Raw genomic sequence first — 19,886 nt, forward strand, 5'->3', positions numbered from 1 at the left:
ATATTGGCGCTTCAGGCGCCACTGGCTATGCAATCGAATTCGCAGGGCCGGCAATCACTGACCTTAGTGTCGAAGCTAGAATGACGATCTGCAACATGGCCGTCGAAGCGGGAGCCCGGGGCGCGTTCATGGCTCCGGATGACAAAGTGTTCGCTTATCTGCAGACCAAACCGCGTGCGCCTCAAGGCAAAATGTGGAACCAGGCAGTTGCCAAATGGAAAGAATTGCACACTGACACAGGCGCCGTATTTGACCGCGAGGTCATACTCAACGTTGATGATCTGGAACCGATGGTTACTTGGGGCACAAGCCCCGATCAAGCCTCACCGGTTGGCGGTTATGTGCCAGATCCAACGACTCAACCCGACCTCATTCTTCGCCAAGGCATGCAGCGCGCTCTGGATTACATGGGCCTGAAAGCGGGCATGCCACTGAGCGATGTAGTCATCAGTCATGCGTTTATCGGTTCCTGCACCAATGCACGAATTGAAGATTTGCGTGACGTTGCCCGTGTAGTGCGCGGCAAGCGCGTGGCAGCACATGTACGAGCAATGATCGTTCCCGGCTCAACACTGGTACGTAATCAAGCCGAACAGGAAGGCCTTGCGCAGATATTCCTGGATGCCGGCTTTGAATGGCGGCAGTCGGGATGCTCTATGTGCCTGGCCATGAATGACGATGTTCTCGCTCCAGGTGACCGCTGCGCATCAAGTACAAATCGCAATTTTGAAGGTCGCCAAGGTGCCGGCGCGCGCACCCATCTTATGAGTCCGGCGATGGTCGCAGCTGCAGCGATCACCGGACATTTGACCGACGTTCGCTCATTCGCTCTGGAGGCTTGAAGCATGCAACCTTTCAATACGGTCAGTGGCAGCGCCGCGCCACTTGTGGCTTCCAACATTGACACCGACGTGATCATGCCCAAGCAGTTTCTCAAGGGGATTGATCGCCAGGGACTGGATCGCGGTTTGTTCTTCGATTTGCGCTTTCTGGAAACAGGCGAACCCAACCCTGAGTTCATTCTCAATCAACCTGCCTGGAATGACGCAGCCTTCCTGGTGGTCGGCCCCAACTTCGGTTGTGGGTCTAGTCGAGAACATGCCGTCTGGGGTCTGAAGCAAGTAGGTATCAGAGCACTCATCGGTACCAGTTTTGCCGGTATTTTTTATGACAACTGCCAGCGCAATGGTGTGTTGGCCATACAGCTTTCTGAGGCCCAGCTAAAGCAGATTGCAAGCGTCATCAGTGACGCGTCGACAGCACGGATCGAAGTGAATTTGCCAGAGCAAACAATCGAATTGGCGGACGGTACCGTGATTCCTTTCGAGATCGACCAACTGCGCAAGCAATCCCTTTTGCTAGGGCTCGATGCGATTGGTACCACGTTGCAGCGGGCCGATCAGATTCGAAGCTTTGAATCTCAGCATCTGGCGGAAAATCCCTGGTTGGTTTGACGGGATCCATCCTGGCGGTTGATTAACCGCCAGGAGCTCACTCAACTGACAGATCGCGAAAGTAATCTTGTAAGAACTCGACGCAAACTCGCAGCTTTGCCGATTCGCTGAGTCTCGTGGGATACACTGCCCAGACATTTGCACTCTGCGTGTAGTCGTGCAGCACTTGCACCAGTAGACCTAGCTCCAGCATAGGTTTGACGTCCCACATAGATCGCAACAGGATCCCGCCACCGCTCAAGGCCCACTTCAATACTATTTCGCCGCTATTCGAAGACAGCGGGCCACTGACACGCACCGACTCCTCATCCCCATCCTTGGTCAGGTTCCATACACCAAAGGCGTTATTGCGCTCTTTGAGAACCAGGCAATCATGGTTCTTTAAGTCATCCAGGGTAAGAGGTACACCTCGCCGCTCAAGATACTCGGGAGTCGCGCATAGCACGCGCCGATTGCTCACCAGCTTTCGACCTATATGCTGACCCGCTAAGTCATCACCAACACGAATTTCCAGATCGAAACCCTCGCCGACGATATCGACCACGCGATCAAACACGTCCAAGCGAATATCGAGTTTTGGGTAGGTTTGCGACAGTTTGCAAATAGCCGGCGCGACATGGTTGCGACCAAAACCGAAGCTGCTGCAAATATGCAGCGAGCCCATCGGCTGATGGCGAGCCTCTGATATTTCCCCAACAAAATCGTCGAGGTCGCCGAGCAGCTTTTCGGCCCAAACTCTTGCGCGCTCGCCGTCATCGGTCAGGGCGATACGTCTAGTGGTACGGTGTAAGAGACGTGTCGAAAGCGTCGTCTCCAGCACGGAAATGCGTTTGCTGATGTAGGCCGGGGAATAGCCTAGCTCCTCGGCGGCACTAGCAAAGCCATTTTTGCGAATGACAGTGAGAAAAACCTTCAGGTCATCAGGCAGTGGAAATTGATCACGATTCGTGTTCATAAGCCTCATGGTTACGTTATTTATCTCATAATTTTCAAAGCATACCATCGATCTACCGAGTGGTAACCAATGCTTGGTTAACCGTGAGTTCTTGAATCCTCGATAAAAACAAACATGAGGAAATAGCGACATGAATCAGTCCTATGAGCCGTCCCTGAAAGTCGAAACACCTCGTGAAGGCGGATTTATGCAACGCCTACGCAACCTGTGCGCTTACGAAATTGGCGTCATCCCTCTGCCAATATTCATTGGCATTGCCCTGATTATTTACCTCTCAGCCCACCTGGGTTACCTCCCAAAAAACATGATCGGTGGCCTCGCCGTGATTATGACCATGGGTGTGTTTTTCGGCCAATTAGGCTCCCGACTGCCGATCCTGAAGGAAATCGGTGGAGGTGCCATTCTCTGTCTCATGCTTCCGTCTGTATTGGTGTTCTACGGCTTCTTCGGGCCGGCAACGATTGATGCGACCAAGATGCTGATGAAGGAGGCTAACTTTCTCTACTTCGTGATTGCCAGCCTGGTTGTCGGCAGCATTTTGGGGATGAGTCGCTTTATCCTCGTTCAGGGCATGATCCGGATGTTCATTCCCCTGCTCGTCGGCACCTTGGCCGCCGTTGGCAGCGGGCTGATTGTAGGTAAGCTGGTCGGCTACAGCTTCTACCACACCTTCTTCTTTATCATCGTGCCGATCATAGGTGGCGGTATCGGCGAGGGGATTCTGCCGTTGTCGCTAGCTTACTCGGCAATTCTTGGCGGTACGCCGGATATCTATGTTGCTCAATTGGCGCCTGCCGCCGTGGTAGGTAACATTGCCGCAATCATTTGCGCTGGTTACCTGGCACGTCTGGCGCTGAAACGCCCCAATATCAATGGCGAAGGTTCTTTGATTCGCGCCAAGGATGAGAATGACAAATTCCAAGTAAAGGAAGACGCCAACACCAGCGTCGACTTCCGTGTGATGGGTGCTGGCGTGCTGATCATCTGCGCGTTCTTCGTCCTGGGCGGTCTGCTGGAAAAAGTTGCCGGCATTCCCGGCCCGGTCATGATGATCCTCGCCGCCGTACTGTTTAAGTACGTTCGCGTTCTACCGGAAAAACTGGAGAAAGGTGCGCAATCGTTCTACAAGCTGGTTTCCGCTGCCTTCATCTGGCCGGTAATGATCGGCTTGGGCATGCTCTATGTACCGCTCGACAGCGTGGTCAAGGTGTTCTCAGTGGGCTATGTGCTGGTCTGCGTTTCGGTAGTGATATCGATGACAATCGCGGGCTTTTTCATCGGCAATCTAATGAAGATGTACCCTATCGAGTCAGCCATCGTCACCTGCTGCCACAGCGGCCTGGGTGGAACCGGCGACGTGGCAATCTTATCGGCCTCGAACCGGATGTCGTTGATGCCCTTCGCGCAAATCTCCACTCGCATCGGTGGTGCGTCAACAGTGATCTTGGCGACCATACTTTTGAAAGCTTTCGCTTGATGCAAAACGCTTGATACATACCCATCGACGGTTCAATTAACATCTCGGTGCTCACTCTCAAGTGAGCATCTTTTTTTGCTTAACGTTTAAATGCGAGCGAATGCTCATCGCGGATCGAATAGACGAACTCACCGAAGCCTGGGATAGCGGACAGCTTGGTAACGCCCAGGAGAAATGAGGCAGCAATGCGCGCTTCCTCGACGCACTCAGGGAAGGCCACCTGCTTTCAGTGATGGAGAGAGAGCAGGCTCGATCAAGGGTGCGCCCATCTCTAACACTCCGCTTCAGCGGGGCCCTACCCGAAGTTGCAATAGCCGGGCCCTGCTGGCCCGAAGCATCGATTCGAGGAAAAATGGCTCAACACGGCACCTACTGCCAAGTCGCACTTCATGCGATGAGAGGTATGGTGCACCGTCATAAATTGTCTCAGCTTAAGCCCGACCCGTTCTTGAAATCGTCTCCTTTTGCCGGTACTTGTAGGACACCAATCTCATGCAGGGAAAGCAACCATGCAATCAAGATTCAGAGTGATTGAGACCACCGCACTGGACGATGGTAGCAAGCGATACAGGGTCGTCGATCTTGTACAGGGAGGCTCAGCCAGCAAGCATGGTGTGTTCAAAGCTAGAACAGAGGCGGAGGCTGTTTGTTCGACATTGAATGCTGATCATCCTATTCAGTTGGTAACGCGGGCATTGCATAGCACCTAGTGTGAACAGATACGGCATCTCATATGCAATGGCTTATTTTCCGCCAAACTTGAATGACGACGCAGAAGCCAATCATTCAAATTTGAGCAGTGGGAGCTCTCCCCTAGGCACTCCCACGACACGGGCTACATTGGCTTTTGCTTCTGAGCTTTTATCTCATGTTCCGACTGCCGATTGCCTTACATCGCGCGGCATGATTCACGCAGCTTCTTACGCTGAAATCTGAGATTTCTTCAGCTCACATTCAACCGATCCAACAGACTATACCAAGCCACCCCCGCGCCAATGTAGAAGCGCTGCAGTCCATGTAATGGTAACCGTTGCAATGGCGACACCGGATAAGCAAAAGCCGCATGGCGGTCACACAAGCGTCCTGCCAACTGCTGCCCAAGGCTGGTACACAAGGCAATCCCCCGCCCATTGCACCCCAGCGCCAAGGTGAGCCCCGGCGCCGGTTCGTGAACATGGGGCATGAAGTCCCGAGTAATCGCGATCCGGCCAGCCCAGTGATACTCAAATTCTAGTGGCCCCAACTGCGGAAACAGCAAGGCCAGAGAACGCTCCAAGTGAGCAAAGTCCGTCGGCCCGGTGGGATCGTTGAACAACCCGCGCCCGCCCATCAACAGACGACCGTAGGCATCCTTACGGAAATACAGTAGTAATCGTTGCGCCGTAGAAACCGTTTCCTGCCCTGGCAAAATACTGTCGGCAACTGACCCACTCAACGGTTTGGTAGCGACGATAAAACTATTGGCAGCCAATATGCTCTGCGCCATACCAGGCCACAGGTTGCTGCTGTAGCCGTTGGTTGCCAGTACCACCTGATCCGCCGTGACTTGTGCGCCGCAGGCAGTCTGCACTTGCCACCCAGAGCCCTGGCGCTGCAACTCAGTTACCGCGCTCTGGCCATGAATCCGCACACCCGCCGTCAGCGCCGCACGCACTAATCCGCGTGCGTAAGCCAAAGGCTGAATCGCCCCCGCTCGACCGTCCAGCCAACCGCCGGCAAAGGCTTCACTGCCCATGCGCGTAGCCACTGCCCTTGCATCCAGACGCTGCACTGGCACGCCACGCCGGGCCCACTGATCCGCCCGGGCATGCAGCCCGGCCACGCCTTTATCCGAATAGGAAACCTGCATCCATCCCTTTCGTACCGGCGAGCAATCTATCTCATGCCGCTTGATCAGATCGAACACCAGGTCAGCAGAATTCGACACAGTATCGATCAGCGGTTCAGCGCGCTCAGCGCCGTACATTTGCACCAGTTGATCCGGATCGTATTTCAACGTCGGGTTGACCTGCCCACCATTACGGCCCGAAGCGCCCCAGCCAGGTTCGTTGGCTTCCAGGACGCAGACACTTACACCCTTCTCAGCCAGATGCAGGGCCGTCGACAAACCGGTGTACCCTGCCCCCACAATCGCCACATCCACCTTCAACGACTCGCTTAACGCTGGCGTTGGTACGCCTGGTGGTGCCGTCGCTGCCCAAAGTGACTTCATGACAGGCTCCGGGTGCTGGCGGTCGGATGCAGTACCCGGCGCAAAAAGTCTTGGGTTCGCGGCTGCTGCGGATTGCCCAGGACTTGCTCCGCCAGGCCGCTTTCAACGATGTAACCGCCATGGAGGAAGCACACGCGGTCAGCCACTTCGCGGGCAAAACCCATTTCATGGGTGACCACGATCATGGTCATGCCTTCATCTGCCAGGGTACGCATGACTGCCAGTACATCACCCACCAGTTCAGGGTCGAGGGCCGAGGTAGGTTCGTCGAACAGCATGGCTGCGGGCTTCATCGCCAAGGCGCGCGCGATGGCCACCCGCTGTTGCTGGCCACCGGAAAGTTGTTCCGGATAGGCGTCCGCCTTTGCCGAGAGACCAACCTTTTCCAGTAAGGCCAAGGCTTCTGCACGCGCTTGATTGGGTGACTCACCCTTGACGTATACCGGGCCTTCCATGACATTTTCCAACACAGTGCGATGGGGAAACAGGTTGAAACGCTGGAACACCATGCCCATGCGGCTTCGCAGCGCATGCACGGTTTTACTGCCCCGTTGCACGGTTTCGCCGAACGCGGTGATAACACCGCCTTCGTAGGTTTCCAGTGCATTGATGCAGCGCAGCAACGTGGACTTGCCCGAGCCGGAGGGGCCGATCAGGCACACCACCTCCCCTTTGGCGACGTCAAGGTCTACGCCGTGCAGCACCCGGTGGCTGCCGTATTGTTTTTGCAGCTGGCGAATCTCGATCATGCTTTTTTCCTCCGGCTCAGGTGCTGTTCCATGCGACGCAGGCCATACACCAAAGGCAGGCTCATCAGCAGGTAGAGCAGAGCCACCAGGGTATAAACAGTCATGTTCTGAAAGGTGGATGAGGCAATCAATTGCCCTTGGCGCGTCATCTCGGCGACGGTAATGGTGGAAACCAGTGATGAGTCCTTGAGCATCATCACCAAGGTGTTGCCATAGGGTGGCAAGGCGATACGGAATGCCTGGGGCAGAATCACGCGGCGCATCATCAGTACCGAGCGCATGCCCAAGGCTTCGGCGGCTTCGCGCTGTCCTTGCTCCACGGCGATGATGCCGGTGCGAAAGTTCTCGGCCTGATAGGCGGAATAGGCGATGCCCATGCCGATCACCCCGGCCTGGAAGGCGGTCAGGTGAACCCCCATGTCCGGCAGCACGAAGTAAATGTAAAACAGCTGCACGATGATCGGCAGCCCGCGAATCACGTTGATCACCGTACTCGCCGTTACCGACAGCACACGGATCGGTGACAGCTTGAGCAGCGCCAACACCAGCCCGATCGCGCTGCTGAGGAGGAACGACAGCACGGTGATTTGGATAGTCACCCAGGCGCCCTGAAGCAGGATGGGTAAAAAATCCACGGCGCTTTGCAGGAATTCAGTGGGGCTCATAGGTTCACCTGGGCATCAAGCCCCCACTTCTTGAGGATACTTGCCAGGGTTCCGTCAGCCTTGATGCTGGCGATGGCCTGGTTCAATCGCTCGAGGGTTTCGGTATCGCCCTTGCGCACCACCAGGCAAACCTCGCCGACATTGGTGGGTTTGTAGTCGGCGACCAGTTTCACGCCTTTGAACAGGTTCTGCCGGATCTGGTAGGCCACCACCGGCTGGTCACCCACGGCAGCCTTGATGCGACCCAGGGACAGGTCACGGATCATTTCGCCAATGGAGTCGTAGGTGCGGATCTCCTTGAAGATGCCGAGCTTGTTGAGCTGGTCGTAAAAAATGGTGCCGGCCTGTACACCAACGACCTGATCTTTGAGCGGGCTTAGGTCGGGGTATGCGGCATTGTCATCGGCGCTGATGATCAGGCCTTCACCGTAGGCGTAGACCGGGCTACTGAAGTCGACGACTTTTTTACGCTCTTCGGTTTTCAGCATGCCGGCGGAAATGAAGTCGAGCTTTTCGGACGTTAGCGAAGGAATAAGCGCGGCGAAGTTGGTCTGTTCGATCTGGCTGGTGAAGCCCCCAGCCTTGCCTACCGCCTGCGCAACATCGACCATCACCCCCTGAATGCTGTTGCTCTTGATATCAAGGAAGGTAAACGGCGAACCGCTGGCGGTTGCACCAACTTTGTACGAGGTCGCACTGGCCGCGTGCACGGTGGACACGCAAAGGGTGGCGCATAGGCCGAAGGCAAGGCGGCGAAACACGTGTGAAAGACTGTTCATCGGGTTACTCCAGAAGGAAAACGGATTGTCAGTACCGCTAGCGGCAAGAGAACAATCGCAAGCCTCATGCCATTCCGATTAATCATGAGTGCATATCGATTGATAAATTGCGTTAAATGAATCATTCGTATCGATATGCGATATTTAATGGTCAATTTTTGCTTTGTGGTGTAGAAATCTCCTGAGAGTTGATCCAACTGACAATGAGTGGGCCATGACCGAAGAACGCAACAGTTTGCATAATCAATCCCTGGAAAAAGGCCTGTCGGTACTCAAGGCATTCAGCGCACAGCGCCGTAGCATGAGCCTTGCAGAGGTGGCTGACGCCGCTGGCATGACCAAAAGCTCCGCGCAGCGCATGGTGTTTACTCTGGAAAGCCTTGGTTACCTTCGGAAACACTCCCGCACACGCCATTACCAACTGACACCACGTGTGCTGGAACTCGGCTTCAGTTACCTGGATGCCCATTCGCTGATTGAAGTGGCCAACCCGTTCCTTTCCGAACTGACGCGCCTGACTGGGGAGACCTCCTGCCTTACTGAGCCAGCGGGCTACGACATGACCTACATTGCGCGATTTGTCAGCTCAGGTTTTGTGCCGGTGCATATGCCGATTGGGTCGCGCGTGCCGATGTATTGCACTGCGTCCGGCAGGGCTTACTTAAGCGCGCTGCCACAGGATGAAGCGTTGGTGTTGATTGAAAATAGCCAGCGAATCGCTCACACCAGCCATACGTTGACGCAGGTCGACAAGATCCTGGAGTCTCTTGAGGAAGTGCGCGAGCAAGGTTATGCGGTCAATACCCAAGAACTTTTTCTCGGTGATATGACCATCGGTGCACCCGTGCTGGGCGCTAATGGCCGACCGGTAGCTGCGGTGCATGTGGTAGCACCTACCAGTCGCTGGAGCCGCGCGGATGCCGAGCGGCAACTGGCACCGGCGCTGTTGCAATGCTCTCGTGCGTTGACCAACTCCGCGCGGAATTTAGATTGATCTCAAAGCGGCAGGGAGGGATCGTTTCTGCGTTTTTAATGAAGCCAGTTACGAAGTTTAAGTCGGTACGTGTTGCCGGCTTCTTTAAAACTGCGCTTTCAGCAGAGATCGCACCACACAGTCAAGATTTAAGGTGATTGACCACCACACTAGGCGATGACACCACGCGATAGAGGTCGTTGATTTTGTAGAGGGAGGTTCAGCTAGAAAGCATGATGTGTTCCGGGTCAGGACAGAGGTGGACGCTGTTTCCTCAGTGCTGAACACTCGATACCGTTGGTGCATGGATGTTCCTACTTTGCCGACAGAGCATCTCGCTCGCCCTTATGCAGATGCTTAGAGAGCTGATTTCTAAAATGGAAGCGGTGATCTTAATCGCCCGGTAGCTAGAACGGGAATAGCACCAGCCTGCTACGCTGACCTCTTTCCATGGAGGTATCCCCATGTCGGATTCAGACCTACTCCCTTCCCTACTCTTCAAGATCAATCAGAACCAAATCGCGCTCGAAGCCGCAATCATGGAGCTGACGCTTTGGGTTGAGCAGCGTGGATCAGCGGAAGTCGCCGGCAACGTACGCGGTGCTTTGGACACAATCAGCAAGAACGAGGAGTTCATCAATTTGACGCTTGCTGTGCTGATGGCGCCGGAGTAACAAACCTTCTGCCGCTCGAGAACTGTTGCTTAATATCTGAGCTAGCCAAACTCATTCCGAATCAGAATCTCACCAGTCATCTCTCTTGGTACGGGAAGCCCCATAATCTTGAGCACAGTTGGGGCGATGTCACACAGGCGACCGTCCTTCAGACTCGTATCTGACGCGATAGAGCCAACGTAGATAAGCGGAACAGGATTGAGAGTATGTGCAGTGTGCGCCTGCTGGGTTGCCGGGTCGAGCATCTGCTCCACATTGCCGTGGTCGGCTGTAATCAGGCAGCGGCCTCCCGAACTCAATGTTGCTTCGACAACTCTAGCGAGACATTCATCTACGGCTTCCACTGCCTTGACGGCTGCGTCGAAGGATCCGGTATGCCCTACCATGTCCCCGTTCGCGTAGTTACACACGATAAGATCATTCTTCCGGCTCAGGATTTCTGCTACCAAACTATCAGTCAGTTCGAAAGCACTCATTTCTGGCTGCAAGTCGTACGAGTCTACCAACGGCGATTGAACTAGCGTCCTGCGCTCGTTCTCGAAAGGCTCCTCCCGACCACCGTTGAAGAAGAACGTAACAAAGACAAACAGGCGCTGGTGATCGGCACCGGCGGTGTCGGCAGCGCGATTGCTTACTCGCTGTGTCAGGCCGGGGTCAGTCATCTGGTCATCAGTGACTTGAGCGCGGAGCGTGTCGAGGTACTTGGAGAACTGTTGTGCGGGGCTTTTCCCGAGATCGTGATCAGCGCCGACCCCGCCTCGCTCGAATACTTTGACTTGATCGTCAACGCCTCGCCGGTGGGCATGGGTGCCACCACCGATGACGGCCCGATGCCGTTGCCGCCAGCTCTGATGCAAACCCTGCAAAGGTCGACGCTGGTCGCCGATGTCGTGACTTCGCCGGCCGTAACGCCGTTTCTCGCCTTCGCCCGACACCGGGGTTGCGCGATCCAGACCGGGCCGGAAATGGCCTTGGCACAACTGGGCAAACTCGGCCACTTCATGGGCGTGACACCGCTGCAGATCTGATCTTGCGGCCATGTCCACAACAGGCGATAGACAATGAACATGACGACTACCCAGCCCGCCGATGCCGACCCAGGCTATGACGTTATCGTCCTCGGCAGCGGCGCCGCCGGTTTCGCCGCCGCGGTGACTGCCAGTTGCCGCGGCCTCAAGGTCTTGCTGGTGGAAAAGACCGAAGCCTTCGGCGGCACCTCGGCGATCTCCGGCGGCGCGGTCTGGCTGCACGACACCGATCAGGCCCGGGCCGCCGGGCATCAGCTGAGCTCCGAACAGATGCGCCGCTATCTCAAGGAATTGATCGGCGCCGGTTATAACCCGGCGTTGATCGATGCCTTCATCGACAACGGCCGCGAAGCCCTGCGTTATCTGGAGACCCACAGCGAACTCAAATACAGCCTGCGGCCGCTGTCGCCTGACTATTACCCGGACTTGCCCGGTGGCACCCAGGCCGGCCGCGCACTGGAAATCGACGAGTACGACGGGCACAAGCTCGGTGAACACTTCAAAGACCTGAAACGGCCACCGGACGGCATGCTGCTGTTCGGTGGCATGATGGTCAATCGTGTCGACATCCAGCACTTCCTCAGCTTCAAGCGCTCGCCGAAGTCTCTCTGGCACTGCCTGAGACTGATGGGCCGCTATGCCGTCGACCGTCTCAACCATCCACGCGGCACTCGCCTGACCGTAGGCAATGCCTTGATCGCGCGGCTGGCCACCACCGCGTTCGCCAATGGCGTCGATGTGTGGCTGCAAGCGACGCCCGAGGCGCTGCTGATTGAGCAGGGTTTGATCAAAGGCGTGCAGATCACTTGGCGCGGACACACCCGCAAGGTGTTCGCCCGGGGTGGCGTGGTGTTGGCCATGGGTGGTTTTGCCGCCGGCGCAAACGCCGCAGAACAGCGGCCAGCCAGCGAGTCGGAGCACTGGAGCATGTCGCCGCCCGCCAACGTCGGTGACGGACAACGGCTGGCCGCCTCGGTCAACGCCGCCATTGGCGACAACCTTTCGGCGAACTTTTTCTGGGCGCCGGTCTCGGTGTTGCACAAGGCCGACGGCAGCGTCGAGCGCTTTCCGCATCTGGTGACCGACCGCGCCAAACCCGGCGTGATCGCGGTCAACCGCGCCGGGCGGCGCTTCGTCAATGAGTCGGATTCCTACCACTGCTTTGTCGAAGGCATGTTCGCCAACGGCGGCGCCAATGCGCCCTGCTGGCTGATCTGTGACAGCGAAGCCTTGAACCGCTACGGCATGGGCCTGGCCCGCCCGCGACCGGTCGACAACAGCGCATTGATCGACGCCGGCTATCTGTTGCGCGCAGACAGCCTCGACGAACTGGCCCTCATCGCGGGCATCGACGCCACGACTCTGCAGCAGACACTGAAGCAATTCAACGCCGATGCCGCCCAAGGCGTCGATCATCAATTCGGCAAAGGCAGCAGCGCCTACAACCGCTACATGGGCGACCCGCAGCACGGTCCCAACCCGTGCCTGAAACCGCTGCACAAGGCGCCGTTTTATGCCGTTCGCCTGTTTACCGGTGACCTCGGTTCCGCCCGTGGGCTGGTCACCAACGCCCAGGCCAATGTGCTGGACCGCAGCGGCGCACCAATCCCTAGTTTGTACGCCGCCGGCAACGAAATGAATTCAATCATGGACGGCACCTACCCCGGCCCCGGCATCACGCTCGGCCCGGGCATCACATTCGGCTACCTCGCCGCCAGTGATATCGCCGCCCGCCTCGACCACAGCACCACTCATGAACCCCGCACTGGAGAACCGCATGTATTACGAACTGCGCACCTACACGATTAAACCGACCCGCCTCGGCGACTGGCTGAGCCTGTACAAAAGCGCAGCGCTGGCCGTGCAACAGGAACACCTGGGCAACCTGGTCGGCTTCTTCACCACTGAAATCGGCGAGGTCAACCAGGTGGTGCACATCTGGGCTTACACCAGCCTCGACGATCGCATGGCCCGGCGCAATGCCATGGCCGCCGATCCGCGCTGGCAGGACTTTGCCCGGCAGAACAAGGAACTCGACGCCGTGGTGACCCTGGAATCGCGTCTGCTGCGCCCAACCGATTTTTCACCATTGAAATAACCGTTGTCCCGTTGCGCCGCTTCCATCGGGGAGCGGCCAGCACCGCCGATAAAAAACAATTATGGAGGTCGCCATGAGCGCCCTGCCGTCGATGAACGTCGACCCTCTTATTTGTGATGTCCTGGTCATCGGTTCCGGCGCTTCGGGCCTGGCGACTGCCGTCACCTGCGCCGAGCTTGGCCTCAATGTCATTGTGGTGGAAAAAGAACCTGTATTAGGTGGCGCCAGCGCCTGGTCCGGCGGCTGGCTGTGGATTCCCCGCAACCCGTTGGCCGTCGCCGAAGGGATTGTTGAAGAACTCGAACAAGCGCGAACCTACCTGCGTCATGAACTGCACAGCGATGTGCTCGACCCACGCATGGAGACGTTCCTTGAACACGGCCCGAAGATGGTCGAGTTTTTTCAGCACCATACCGAAGTGCGGTTTTTTTCCGGTAGCAAGATGCCTGACTTTCACGCCAGCGAAGGCTTCGCCAGAGGCGGTCGCTCGGTCTGCGCGCTGCCATTCGATGGTCGTCGCCTGGGGCCGTGGATCAAAAAACTGCGGCGTCCGCTGGACATCATCAGCCTCGCCGGCATGGGCATTGCCGGTGGCGCCGACCTCAATCATTTTCTCAATGCGACCCGATCTGCACGATCAATGCTGTACGCCGGCAAACGCCTGCTGCGCCATGCCCGTGACCTGATCTGCCACGGCCGGGGCATGCATCTGGTGAACGGCAATGCACTGGTCGCCCGACTGCTGAAAAGCGCGCTGGATCGCAACGTCCGGCTGCTGACCGATACACCGGTACATGAGCTGCTGCATGAAGATCAGCGTGTAGTCGGCGCGCGTATCGAACGCGCCGGCCGCATGGTCGAGATCCGTGCGGGACGGGGGGTGGTGCTGGCTTGCGGCGGTTTTCCCCATGACCGGCAGCGTATCGCCCGCCACTTCGCCCATGCGCCTGATGGCAACGGTCACTTGAGCGCTGCTCCCAAGGGCAATACCGGCGATGGTCTGCGGCTGGGTGAAAGCGTCGGGGCTCGCATTGCATCCGACCTGCCGCATGCCGCTGCGTGGGCACCGGTCTCTCGCGTACCGCGGGAGGACGGTGGCTTCAGTGGCTTTCCACATTTGATGGAGCGAGCGAAACCGGGCTTTCTCGCGGTACGCCAGGATGGTCGGCGCTTCGTCAACGAGGCTGACTCCTACCATGACTATATGTGTGCACTGTTCGATGCCTGCGGACCGGCAGAACCCCCAGTGTCGTGGCTGATTTGCGACCACCGTGCCCAGCGGCGCTATGGCCTTGGCTGGTCCAGACCCTTTCCATTTCCGACAGCGTCCTACGTTCGCAGGGGTTATCTGTTCAAGGACGCGACCCTGGCAGGACTGGCACGCCAGTGCGGGATTGATGCGCCGCAACTGGAAACCACGGTCAATACTTTCAATCAGTTCGCAGAGAAAGGCTGCGATCCGGAATTTGGGCGCGGTGAGTCGCTGTACAACAAAAACCAGGGGGAAGCCCTCCATGGTCCCAACCCCTCCCTTGGCAGCCTGCGCCAAGGACCTTTCTATGCCGTGAAGCTGGTTCCCGGCAGCCTCGGTACTTTCGCCGGACTGAAGACTGATGCCTGTGCCCGGGTACTGGACAACGATGAAGCACCGATTCCAGGATTGTTCGCCGTGGGCAATGACATGAACAGCATCATGAACGGTTACTACCCCAGTGGTGGCATCACCCTCGGGCCGGGTATGACGTTCGGTTTCATTGCAGGAAGGACACTTGCAGGTCAGACAGATTAGTAACAGTAGACGAGCGCAACGAACTGATTTTGTAAGGAGTCAACTTGGATAGATCGTGATAGGCAACAATCGGTCGGCTGCAGCCCTTCTGCGATAGGCAGTAATCGGCCCAGAGTGTGTAAAAACGCTCATGGGGCTCATCTTCTTGGAGCATCGACGCTTGTTGGCTTAGCCACCGCACGGTCAATGCCACGGATTGCATCGGTAGCGACCTGGAACACATCAACGCTGTTTTACAGCCTCTTGGAAGGGTCAAAACCGGCTTTTTTTAGGCCGACAGCGCTTTCATCAAACCGTTGGCTCCGATGATTTTCATGACCCGTTTCAAGTTGTAGGCGAGCACATTCAAGCTCATCTCCGCACTCACCCCTGCCAGCTTTCGCGTCAGGAAATGCGTTGCACCCATCCATTGTTTGAGCGTCCCGAAGGGATGCTCAACCGTCCGTTTTCGGATTCGCATCATCTCCGGCGCGTTGCTCAGCCGGTTCTGCATTTCCTCCAACACAGACTCATACTCCCAGCGTCGAACCCGCCGTTGCGTGCTCGGGGTGCACTGCGGTTTCATTGCGCAGCCCCGGCATTTCGAACTCCAGTAACGGTGCAACGTCAGGCCTTTTTCAACGTTGGTATAGCGCCAGATTAGCGCCTCTCCAGCCGGGCAAACGTATTCGTTTTTTGCCGCGTTATAGATGAAGGCATCGTTATTGAAACGCCCGTCTGCTTTGGCTCCAGAGGTCATCGGCTTGGGCACATAGGCGGTGATGCCTGCATCGTGACAAGCCAGGATTTCTTCACTTTTGAAGTAACCTCGGTCAGCCGCTACCGACAGCGTTTTTGACGCCATCGCCTCGCGGGCCTGCTTGGCCATCGAGCTGAGTTGATCGCGGTCGGAACCGACGTTGGTCACCTCATGCGCAACGATCAAATGATGCTGGGTATCGACCGCTGTCTGCACGTTGTAGCCGACGATTCCCGTGCCGCGCGTCATCATGGATCGGGCATCTGGATCGGTCAGTGAGACCTGTTTATCCGGCGATTCGTTGAGCTGGATTTCAATCGCTTGAAGCTCCCTCATTTGCATTTTCAGCTTGGCGATTTTCTCTTCCAACCGTACGGCTTTGGGCTCAGAGGATGTGGGTTCTTGCCGATCGGCAGCATCGAGCGCGGTCAGGTAACGGCTGATGCTCGATTCAATTTCTTCCATGCGCCGCTTCAGTTTGGCACTGGTGAAATTGCGGTCGCGGTTGTTGACTGCCTTGAACTTGCTGCCATCGATGGCGACCAGATTCTCTCCGAATAATCCCAACTGCTGACAGAGCACAACGAACTGGCGGCAGACGCCCCGGATAGCCTTGCTGTTGTCTTTTCGAAAGTTGGCGATGGTCTTGAAGTCCGGGATCAAACGCCCGGTCAACCACATCAGCTCGACATTGCGTTGGGCTTCTCGCTCCAGACGTCGGCTCGACTGAATGCGGTTGAGATAGCCGTAGATGGAGATCTTCAACAGGATCGCGGGGTGGTAAGCAGGCCGGCCAGTATCGGCTGGAATGGCACCTTCAAAACCCAGATTGACCAGGTCGAGTTCGTCGACGAAGACGTCGACTACGCGCACCGGATTGGTATCGCTGACGTAGTCATCGAGGCTCTCGGGAAGTAAGGTGCTTTGGCCTCGATGTTCACCATGGATGAAGCGCTTCATGGGCGATCCCTGCGATGAATTCCTCAGAAATCATAGCAAGGGTTCGCGAAGGCGTTTTTACACACTCTCGGCCAAAAGCAGTCACCCATTCAGGCGTCCAATCGGCGGTAAAAAATCCGATGACGTCAGGTTTGAGATTCTGGCCATATCCCAGCTTTTTTACCTTCCCGGTTATTACCCTCCAACTGATGGTTTTCTGCCTAGACTTGCTCGTGTCCTGACATACGAATGCGCTCAAAGCATCGAGCCAAATAAAGAACAAAAACAAGAGGAGTCCCCCCGATGTTCAGATCTCTATACACAGCACTCGCCTGCGCTCTTGCGTTAAGCACAATGAACGCGGCCATGGCGGCAGATCCGGTGATTATCAAGTTCTCGCACGTGGTCGCCGAACAGACGCCCAAGGGCCAAGGCGCCTTGATGTTCAAGAAACTGGTCGAGGAACGTTTGCCTGGCAAGGTCAAGGTCGAGGTCTATCCCAACTCTTCGCTGTTTGGTGACGGCAAGGAAATGGAAGCGCTGTTGCTGGGTGATGTGCAGATGATTGCACCGTCCCTGGCCAAGTTCGAACAGTACACAAAGACCCTCCAGCTCTTCGATCTGCCCTTCCTGTTCGATGACATCGCCGCGGTCAACCGCTTCCAGTTGAGCCCGCAGGGCCAGGGGCTGCTCAAGGCCATGGAAAGTAAAAATATCACCGGCCTGGCCTATTGGCACAACGGGATGAAGCAGCTGTCGGCCAACAAGGCACTGCGCGTGCCCGCCGATGCCCGTGGCCTGAAGTTCCGGGTGCAGGCGTCTGCCGTGCTCGAAGAGCAGTTCAAGGCTGTGCGCGCCAATCCGCGCAAGATGAGTTTTGCCGAGGTGTATCAGGGCCTGCAGACGGGTGTCGTGAACGGTGCGGAGAACCCTTACTCGAACATCTACAGCCAGAAAATGCACGAAGTGCAGAAGTACATCACTGAATCCAACCACGGTGTACTGGACTACATGCTGATCACTAACACCAAGTTCTGGAACGGCTTGCCGCCGGACCTTCGCAGCGAACTGGACAAGATCGTTGTGGAAGTCACCGCTCAGGTGAACAAGGAAGCGGAGCAACTGAACGAGGGTGACAAACAACGCATACTCGCGGCCAAAACTACTGAAATCATCACCCTGACACCCGAGGAGCGCGAGCAATGGCGTGAAGCGATGAAGCCGGTATGGAAGAAGTTCGAAGGCGATATCGGCCCTGAACTGATCTCCGCAGCCGAAGCCGCCAACAAGGTTCAATAAGCGCAAGGCAGGTGCCGCCGGGGCGGTGCCTGCCAGTCGTCACTCGACGTGAGATGCCACCATGAAAGCGCTTCGGCGAATCTGGGAACACTTCGAGGAGGGCTTTATCGTCTTCCTTCTGGCTGCCATGACCCTGGTCACATTCGTTTATGTGATCCTCAACAACTTCTACAGCCTTTTCTACTGGCTTGCCGATCATTGGCCAGGTGCAAGCGCCCCGCTGTTCGCCGTTGGCGACGAAATCATGGGCATGGCTCAGGCGATGACCTGGAGCACAGCCCTGACCAAGGCCCTGTTTGGCTGGTTGATCTTTTTCGGGCTGGCCTACGGCGTGCGCACGGCTGGGCATATCGGCGTTGACGCACTTGTCAGGCTGACCAGCCGATCGACGCAAAAGTACATAGGGATCGTGGCCTGCCTGTGCTGCCTAGCCTATGCCGGCCTGCTGAGCATCGCCAGCTTCGAATGGATTCAGACGTTGATGATTGCCGGTATCGGTGCCGAGGACCTGGGCCATTTCGGGATCATGCAATGGCATATCGGGCTGATCGTGCCTTTGGGTTTCGCTCTGGTTTTCATCCGCTTCGCTGAAATTCTCCTGCGCATCCTTCAGAACCGCCAGACCGGCCTGGGCCTGGCCGACGAAGCCGCCGACGCGTTGAAACTCGCCGAGCACGAGGATGACAAGTCATGACCATCGCTTTCTTGTTCGTGGCCCTGTTCGTCCTGATGTTCATCGGCGTTCCCATCGCCATTTCCCTCGGGTTGGCCGGTTCCTTGACCATCATTTTCTTCAGTCCCGATTCGGTGCGGTCGCTGTCGATCAAGCTGTTCGAGACCTCGGAGCATTACACGCTGCTGGCCATTCCGTTTTTCCTGCTCGCCGGCGCCTTCATGACCACCGGGGGTGTTGCCCGCCGGTTGATTGACTTCGCCAATGCCTGTGTCGGGCATATTCGCGGCGGCCTAGCTATCGCTGCGGTATTAGCCTGCATGCTGTTCGCCGCCCTCTCGGGCTCCAGTCCGGCGACGGTGGCTGCCGTGGGTTCAATCGCCATTGCCGGCATGGTCCGCTCCGGTTATCCGCAAGCCTTTGGCGCGGGGATCATTTGCAACGCCGGGACGCTTGGCATTCTGATCCCGCCGTCAATCGTGATGGTGGTCTATGCCGCCGCCACCGAAACCTCCGTCGGCAAGCTGTTCATGGCCGGTGTAGTGCCAGGCCTGCTTTTGGGTACAGCGCTGATGGTGGTGATCTATATTGTTGCCATCAAGAAGAACCTGCCCGCCTTGCCGCGCGCAACATTTCGGGAATTGATGGGAACCGCGCGCCAGGCAATATGGGGCCTGTTGCTGATGGCCATCATCTTGGGTGGCATCTATTCCGGGATGTTCACCCCGACCGAGGCGGCAGCGGTGGCGGCCGTTTACTCGGCGTTCATCGCCTTGTTTGTCTACAAGGATCTGACGTTTCGTGAAACGCCAAAAGTCCTGCTGGAATCCGCCAAGCTGAGCATCATGCTGATGTTCATCATTGCCAACGCCATGCTGTTCGCCCACGTCCTGACCACCGAACAGCTCCCGCAACAGATTACTGCCTGGGTGATTGACGCAGGCTTGACGCCCGTGACTTTCCTGCTGGTGGTCAACATCGTGCTGCTGATTGCCGGTGCATTCATGGAGCCGTCGGCGATCATCCTGATCCTGGCGCCGATTCTTTTCCCTATTGCCATGAAACTGGGCATCGACCCGATTCACCTCGGCATCATCATGGTGGTCAACCTCGAAATCGGCCTGATCACCCCGCCGGTGGGCTTGAACCTGTTCGTCACTTCGGCGGTGACCGGTATGTCATTACCCGCCACCGTAAAAGCGGCCATGCCCTGGTTGATGATTTTGCTGCTGTTCCTGGTGTTGATTACCTATGTGCCATGGATTTCGCTGGTGCTGCCGGCGTGGCTGGGCATGAGTTGATTTCGCCCGCCCACCGCCTACTGCGCCTCAATCAACTAGAGTGGAATCACTCTGCATCAGCCATAACAAGACGGAGAGGTCC

17 protein-coding genes and 2 pseudogenes are annotated in these 19,886 nt (G+C 56.9%); 12 read left to right on the top strand and 7 right to left on the bottom strand.

Going from position 1 to position 19,886, the window contains the following annotated elements:
- Together F8N80_RS00005 and leuD are read left to right on the top strand one after the other, a co-directional pair.
- A partial coding sequence (locus F8N80_RS00005) for an aconitase family protein (RefSeq protein ID WP_263596937.1) occupies positions 1 to 842 on the top strand: 842 nt, incomplete at its 5' end.
- Positions 843 to 845: 3 nt separating this feature from the next.
- Positions 846 to 1,454, top strand: a complete 609-nt coding sequence (gene leuD / locus F8N80_RS00010; RefSeq protein ID WP_150782880.1) for a 3-isopropylmalate dehydratase small subunit — start codon at positions 846 to 848, stop codon at positions 1,452 to 1,454.
- A 37-nt stretch (positions 1,455 to 1,491) separates the two neighbouring features.
- Here the strand turns inward: leuD and F8N80_RS00015 are convergent, their stop codons facing one another.
- Complete coding sequence (locus tag F8N80_RS00015; protein ID WP_150782881.1) at positions 1,492 to 2,409, bottom strand: LysR substrate-binding domain-containing protein; 918 nt, start codon at positions 2,407 to 2,409, stop codon at positions 1,492 to 1,494.
- A 130-nt stretch (positions 2,410 to 2,539) separates the two neighbouring features.
- On the opposite strand from F8N80_RS00015, the gene F8N80_RS00020 reads away from it, so the two are divergent.
- Complete coding sequence (locus tag F8N80_RS00020; RefSeq protein WP_150782882.1) at positions 2,540 to 3,886, top strand: 2-hydroxycarboxylate transporter family protein; 1,347 nt, start codon at positions 2,540 to 2,542, stop codon at positions 3,884 to 3,886.
- Positions 3,887 to 4,829: 943 nt separating this feature from the next.
- Here the strand turns inward: F8N80_RS00020 and F8N80_RS00035 are convergent.
- Genes F8N80_RS00035 through F8N80_RS00050 form a run of 4 tightly spaced genes read right to left on the bottom strand, consistent with a single transcriptional unit; the run spans position 4,830 to position 8,291 of the window.
- Positions 4,830 to 6,098, bottom strand: a complete 1,269-nt coding sequence (locus F8N80_RS00035; protein WP_150782884.1) for an NAD(P)/FAD-dependent oxidoreductase — start codon at positions 6,096 to 6,098, stop codon at positions 4,830 to 4,832.
- Positions 6,095 to 6,847 carry an amino acid ABC transporter ATP-binding protein gene (locus tag F8N80_RS00040; RefSeq protein ID WP_150782885.1) on the bottom strand — a complete coding sequence of 251 codons (753 nt, stop codon included), beginning with the start codon at positions 6,845 to 6,847 and terminating at the stop codon, positions 6,095 to 6,097. The genes F8N80_RS00035 and F8N80_RS00040 overlap by 4 nt, the downstream gene beginning before the upstream one ends.
- Positions 6,844 to 7,512 (bottom strand): amino acid ABC transporter permease, encoded by a 669-nt coding sequence (locus F8N80_RS00045; protein WP_090455762.1) that lies wholly within the window; start codon positions 7,510 to 7,512, stop codon positions 6,844 to 6,846. The genes F8N80_RS00040 and F8N80_RS00045 overlap by 4 nt, the downstream gene beginning before the upstream one ends.
- Positions 7,509 to 8,291, bottom strand: a complete 783-nt coding sequence (locus F8N80_RS00050; protein WP_150782886.1) for an ABC transporter substrate-binding protein — start codon at positions 8,289 to 8,291, stop codon at positions 7,509 to 7,511. The genes F8N80_RS00045 and F8N80_RS00050 overlap by 4 nt, the downstream gene beginning before the upstream one ends.
- 214 nt (positions 8,292 to 8,505) lie before the next feature.
- Here F8N80_RS00050 and F8N80_RS00055 point away from each other — a divergent pair, with 214 nt between their 5' ends.
- Both F8N80_RS00055 and F8N80_RS00060 read left to right on the top strand, forming a co-directional pair.
- Positions 8,506 to 9,285: an IclR family transcriptional regulator gene (locus F8N80_RS00055; protein WP_090455766.1), complete on the top strand. Its 780-nt coding sequence runs from the start codon at positions 8,506 to 8,508 to the stop codon at positions 9,283 to 9,285.
- A 443-nt stretch (positions 9,286 to 9,728) separates the two neighbouring features.
- Positions 9,729 to 9,938: a hypothetical protein gene (locus F8N80_RS00060; protein WP_150782887.1), complete on the top strand. Its 210-nt coding sequence runs from the start codon at positions 9,729 to 9,731 to the stop codon at positions 9,936 to 9,938.
- 41 nt (positions 9,939 to 9,979) lie between these two features.
- On the opposite strand, the pseudogene F8N80_RS31315 reads toward F8N80_RS00060, so the two are convergent.
- Positions 9,980 to 10,525, bottom strand: a pseudogene (locus F8N80_RS31315) (2,3-bisphosphoglycerate-independent phosphoglycerate mutase); the annotation flags it as partial.
- Here F8N80_RS31315 and F8N80_RS31320 point away from each other — a divergent pair.
- The 4 genes and pseudogenes from F8N80_RS31320 to F8N80_RS00080 form a co-directional block, all read left to right on the top strand.
- Positions 10,517 to 10,966: pseudogene (locus F8N80_RS31320) on the top strand (shikimate dehydrogenase family protein); the annotation flags it as partial. The pseudogenes F8N80_RS31315 and F8N80_RS31320 overlap by 9 nt on opposite strands.
- Positions 10,967 to 10,999: 33 nt before the next feature.
- On the top strand, positions 11,000 to 12,775 hold the full coding sequence (locus tag F8N80_RS00070; protein ID WP_150782889.1) for an FAD-dependent oxidoreductase: 1,776 nt from the start codon (positions 11,000 to 11,002) through the stop codon (positions 12,773 to 12,775).
- On the top strand, positions 12,744 to 13,064 hold the full coding sequence (locus F8N80_RS00075; RefSeq protein ID WP_150782890.1) for an NIPSNAP family protein: 321 nt from the start codon (positions 12,744 to 12,746) through the stop codon (positions 13,062 to 13,064). Before F8N80_RS00070 ends, F8N80_RS00075 begins: the two co-directional genes overlap by 32 nt.
- 73 nt (positions 13,065 to 13,137) lie before the next feature.
- Positions 13,138 to 14,853 carry an FAD-dependent oxidoreductase gene (locus tag F8N80_RS00080; protein WP_224790608.1) on the top strand — a complete coding sequence of 572 codons (1,716 nt, stop codon included), beginning with the start codon at positions 13,138 to 13,140 and terminating at the stop codon, positions 14,851 to 14,853.
- Positions 14,854 to 15,121: 268 nt separating this feature from the next.
- Here the strand turns inward: F8N80_RS00080 and F8N80_RS00085 are convergent, their stop codons facing one another.
- On the bottom strand, positions 15,122 to 16,552 hold the full coding sequence (locus tag F8N80_RS00085) for an IS1182 family transposase (RefSeq protein ID WP_150782891.1): 1,431 nt from the start codon (positions 16,550 to 16,552) through the stop codon (positions 15,122 to 15,124).
- A gap of 282 nt (positions 16,553 to 16,834) precedes the next feature.
- Here F8N80_RS00085 and F8N80_RS00090 point away from each other — a divergent pair, with 282 nt between their 5' ends.
- From F8N80_RS00090 to dctM, 3 genes are all read left to right on the top strand, one after another.
- On the top strand, positions 16,835 to 17,830 hold the full coding sequence (locus F8N80_RS00090) for a TRAP transporter substrate-binding protein (protein ID WP_150782892.1): 996 nt from the start codon (positions 16,835 to 16,837) through the stop codon (positions 17,828 to 17,830).
- Between the two features lie 61 nt (positions 17,831 to 17,891).
- On the top strand, positions 17,892 to 18,524 hold the full coding sequence (locus tag F8N80_RS00095; RefSeq protein WP_150782893.1) for a TRAP transporter small permease: 633 nt from the start codon (positions 17,892 to 17,894) through the stop codon (positions 18,522 to 18,524).
- A complete protein-coding gene (gene dctM / locus F8N80_RS00100) occupies positions 18,521 to 19,804 on the top strand; it encodes a C4-dicarboxylate TRAP transporter large permease protein DctM (protein ID WP_150782894.1) in 1,284 nt (427 codons plus the stop codon). Before F8N80_RS00095 ends, dctM begins: the two co-directional genes overlap by 4 nt.
- The last annotated feature ends 82 nt before the right edge of the window (positions 19,805 to 19,886 follow it).

Origin of the sequence: Pseudomonas fluorescens, from assembly GCF_902497995.1 — a bacterium.
Lineage (GTDB): Bacteria > Pseudomonadota > Gammaproteobacteria > Pseudomonadales > Pseudomonadaceae > Aquipseudomonas > Aquipseudomonas fluorescens_BK.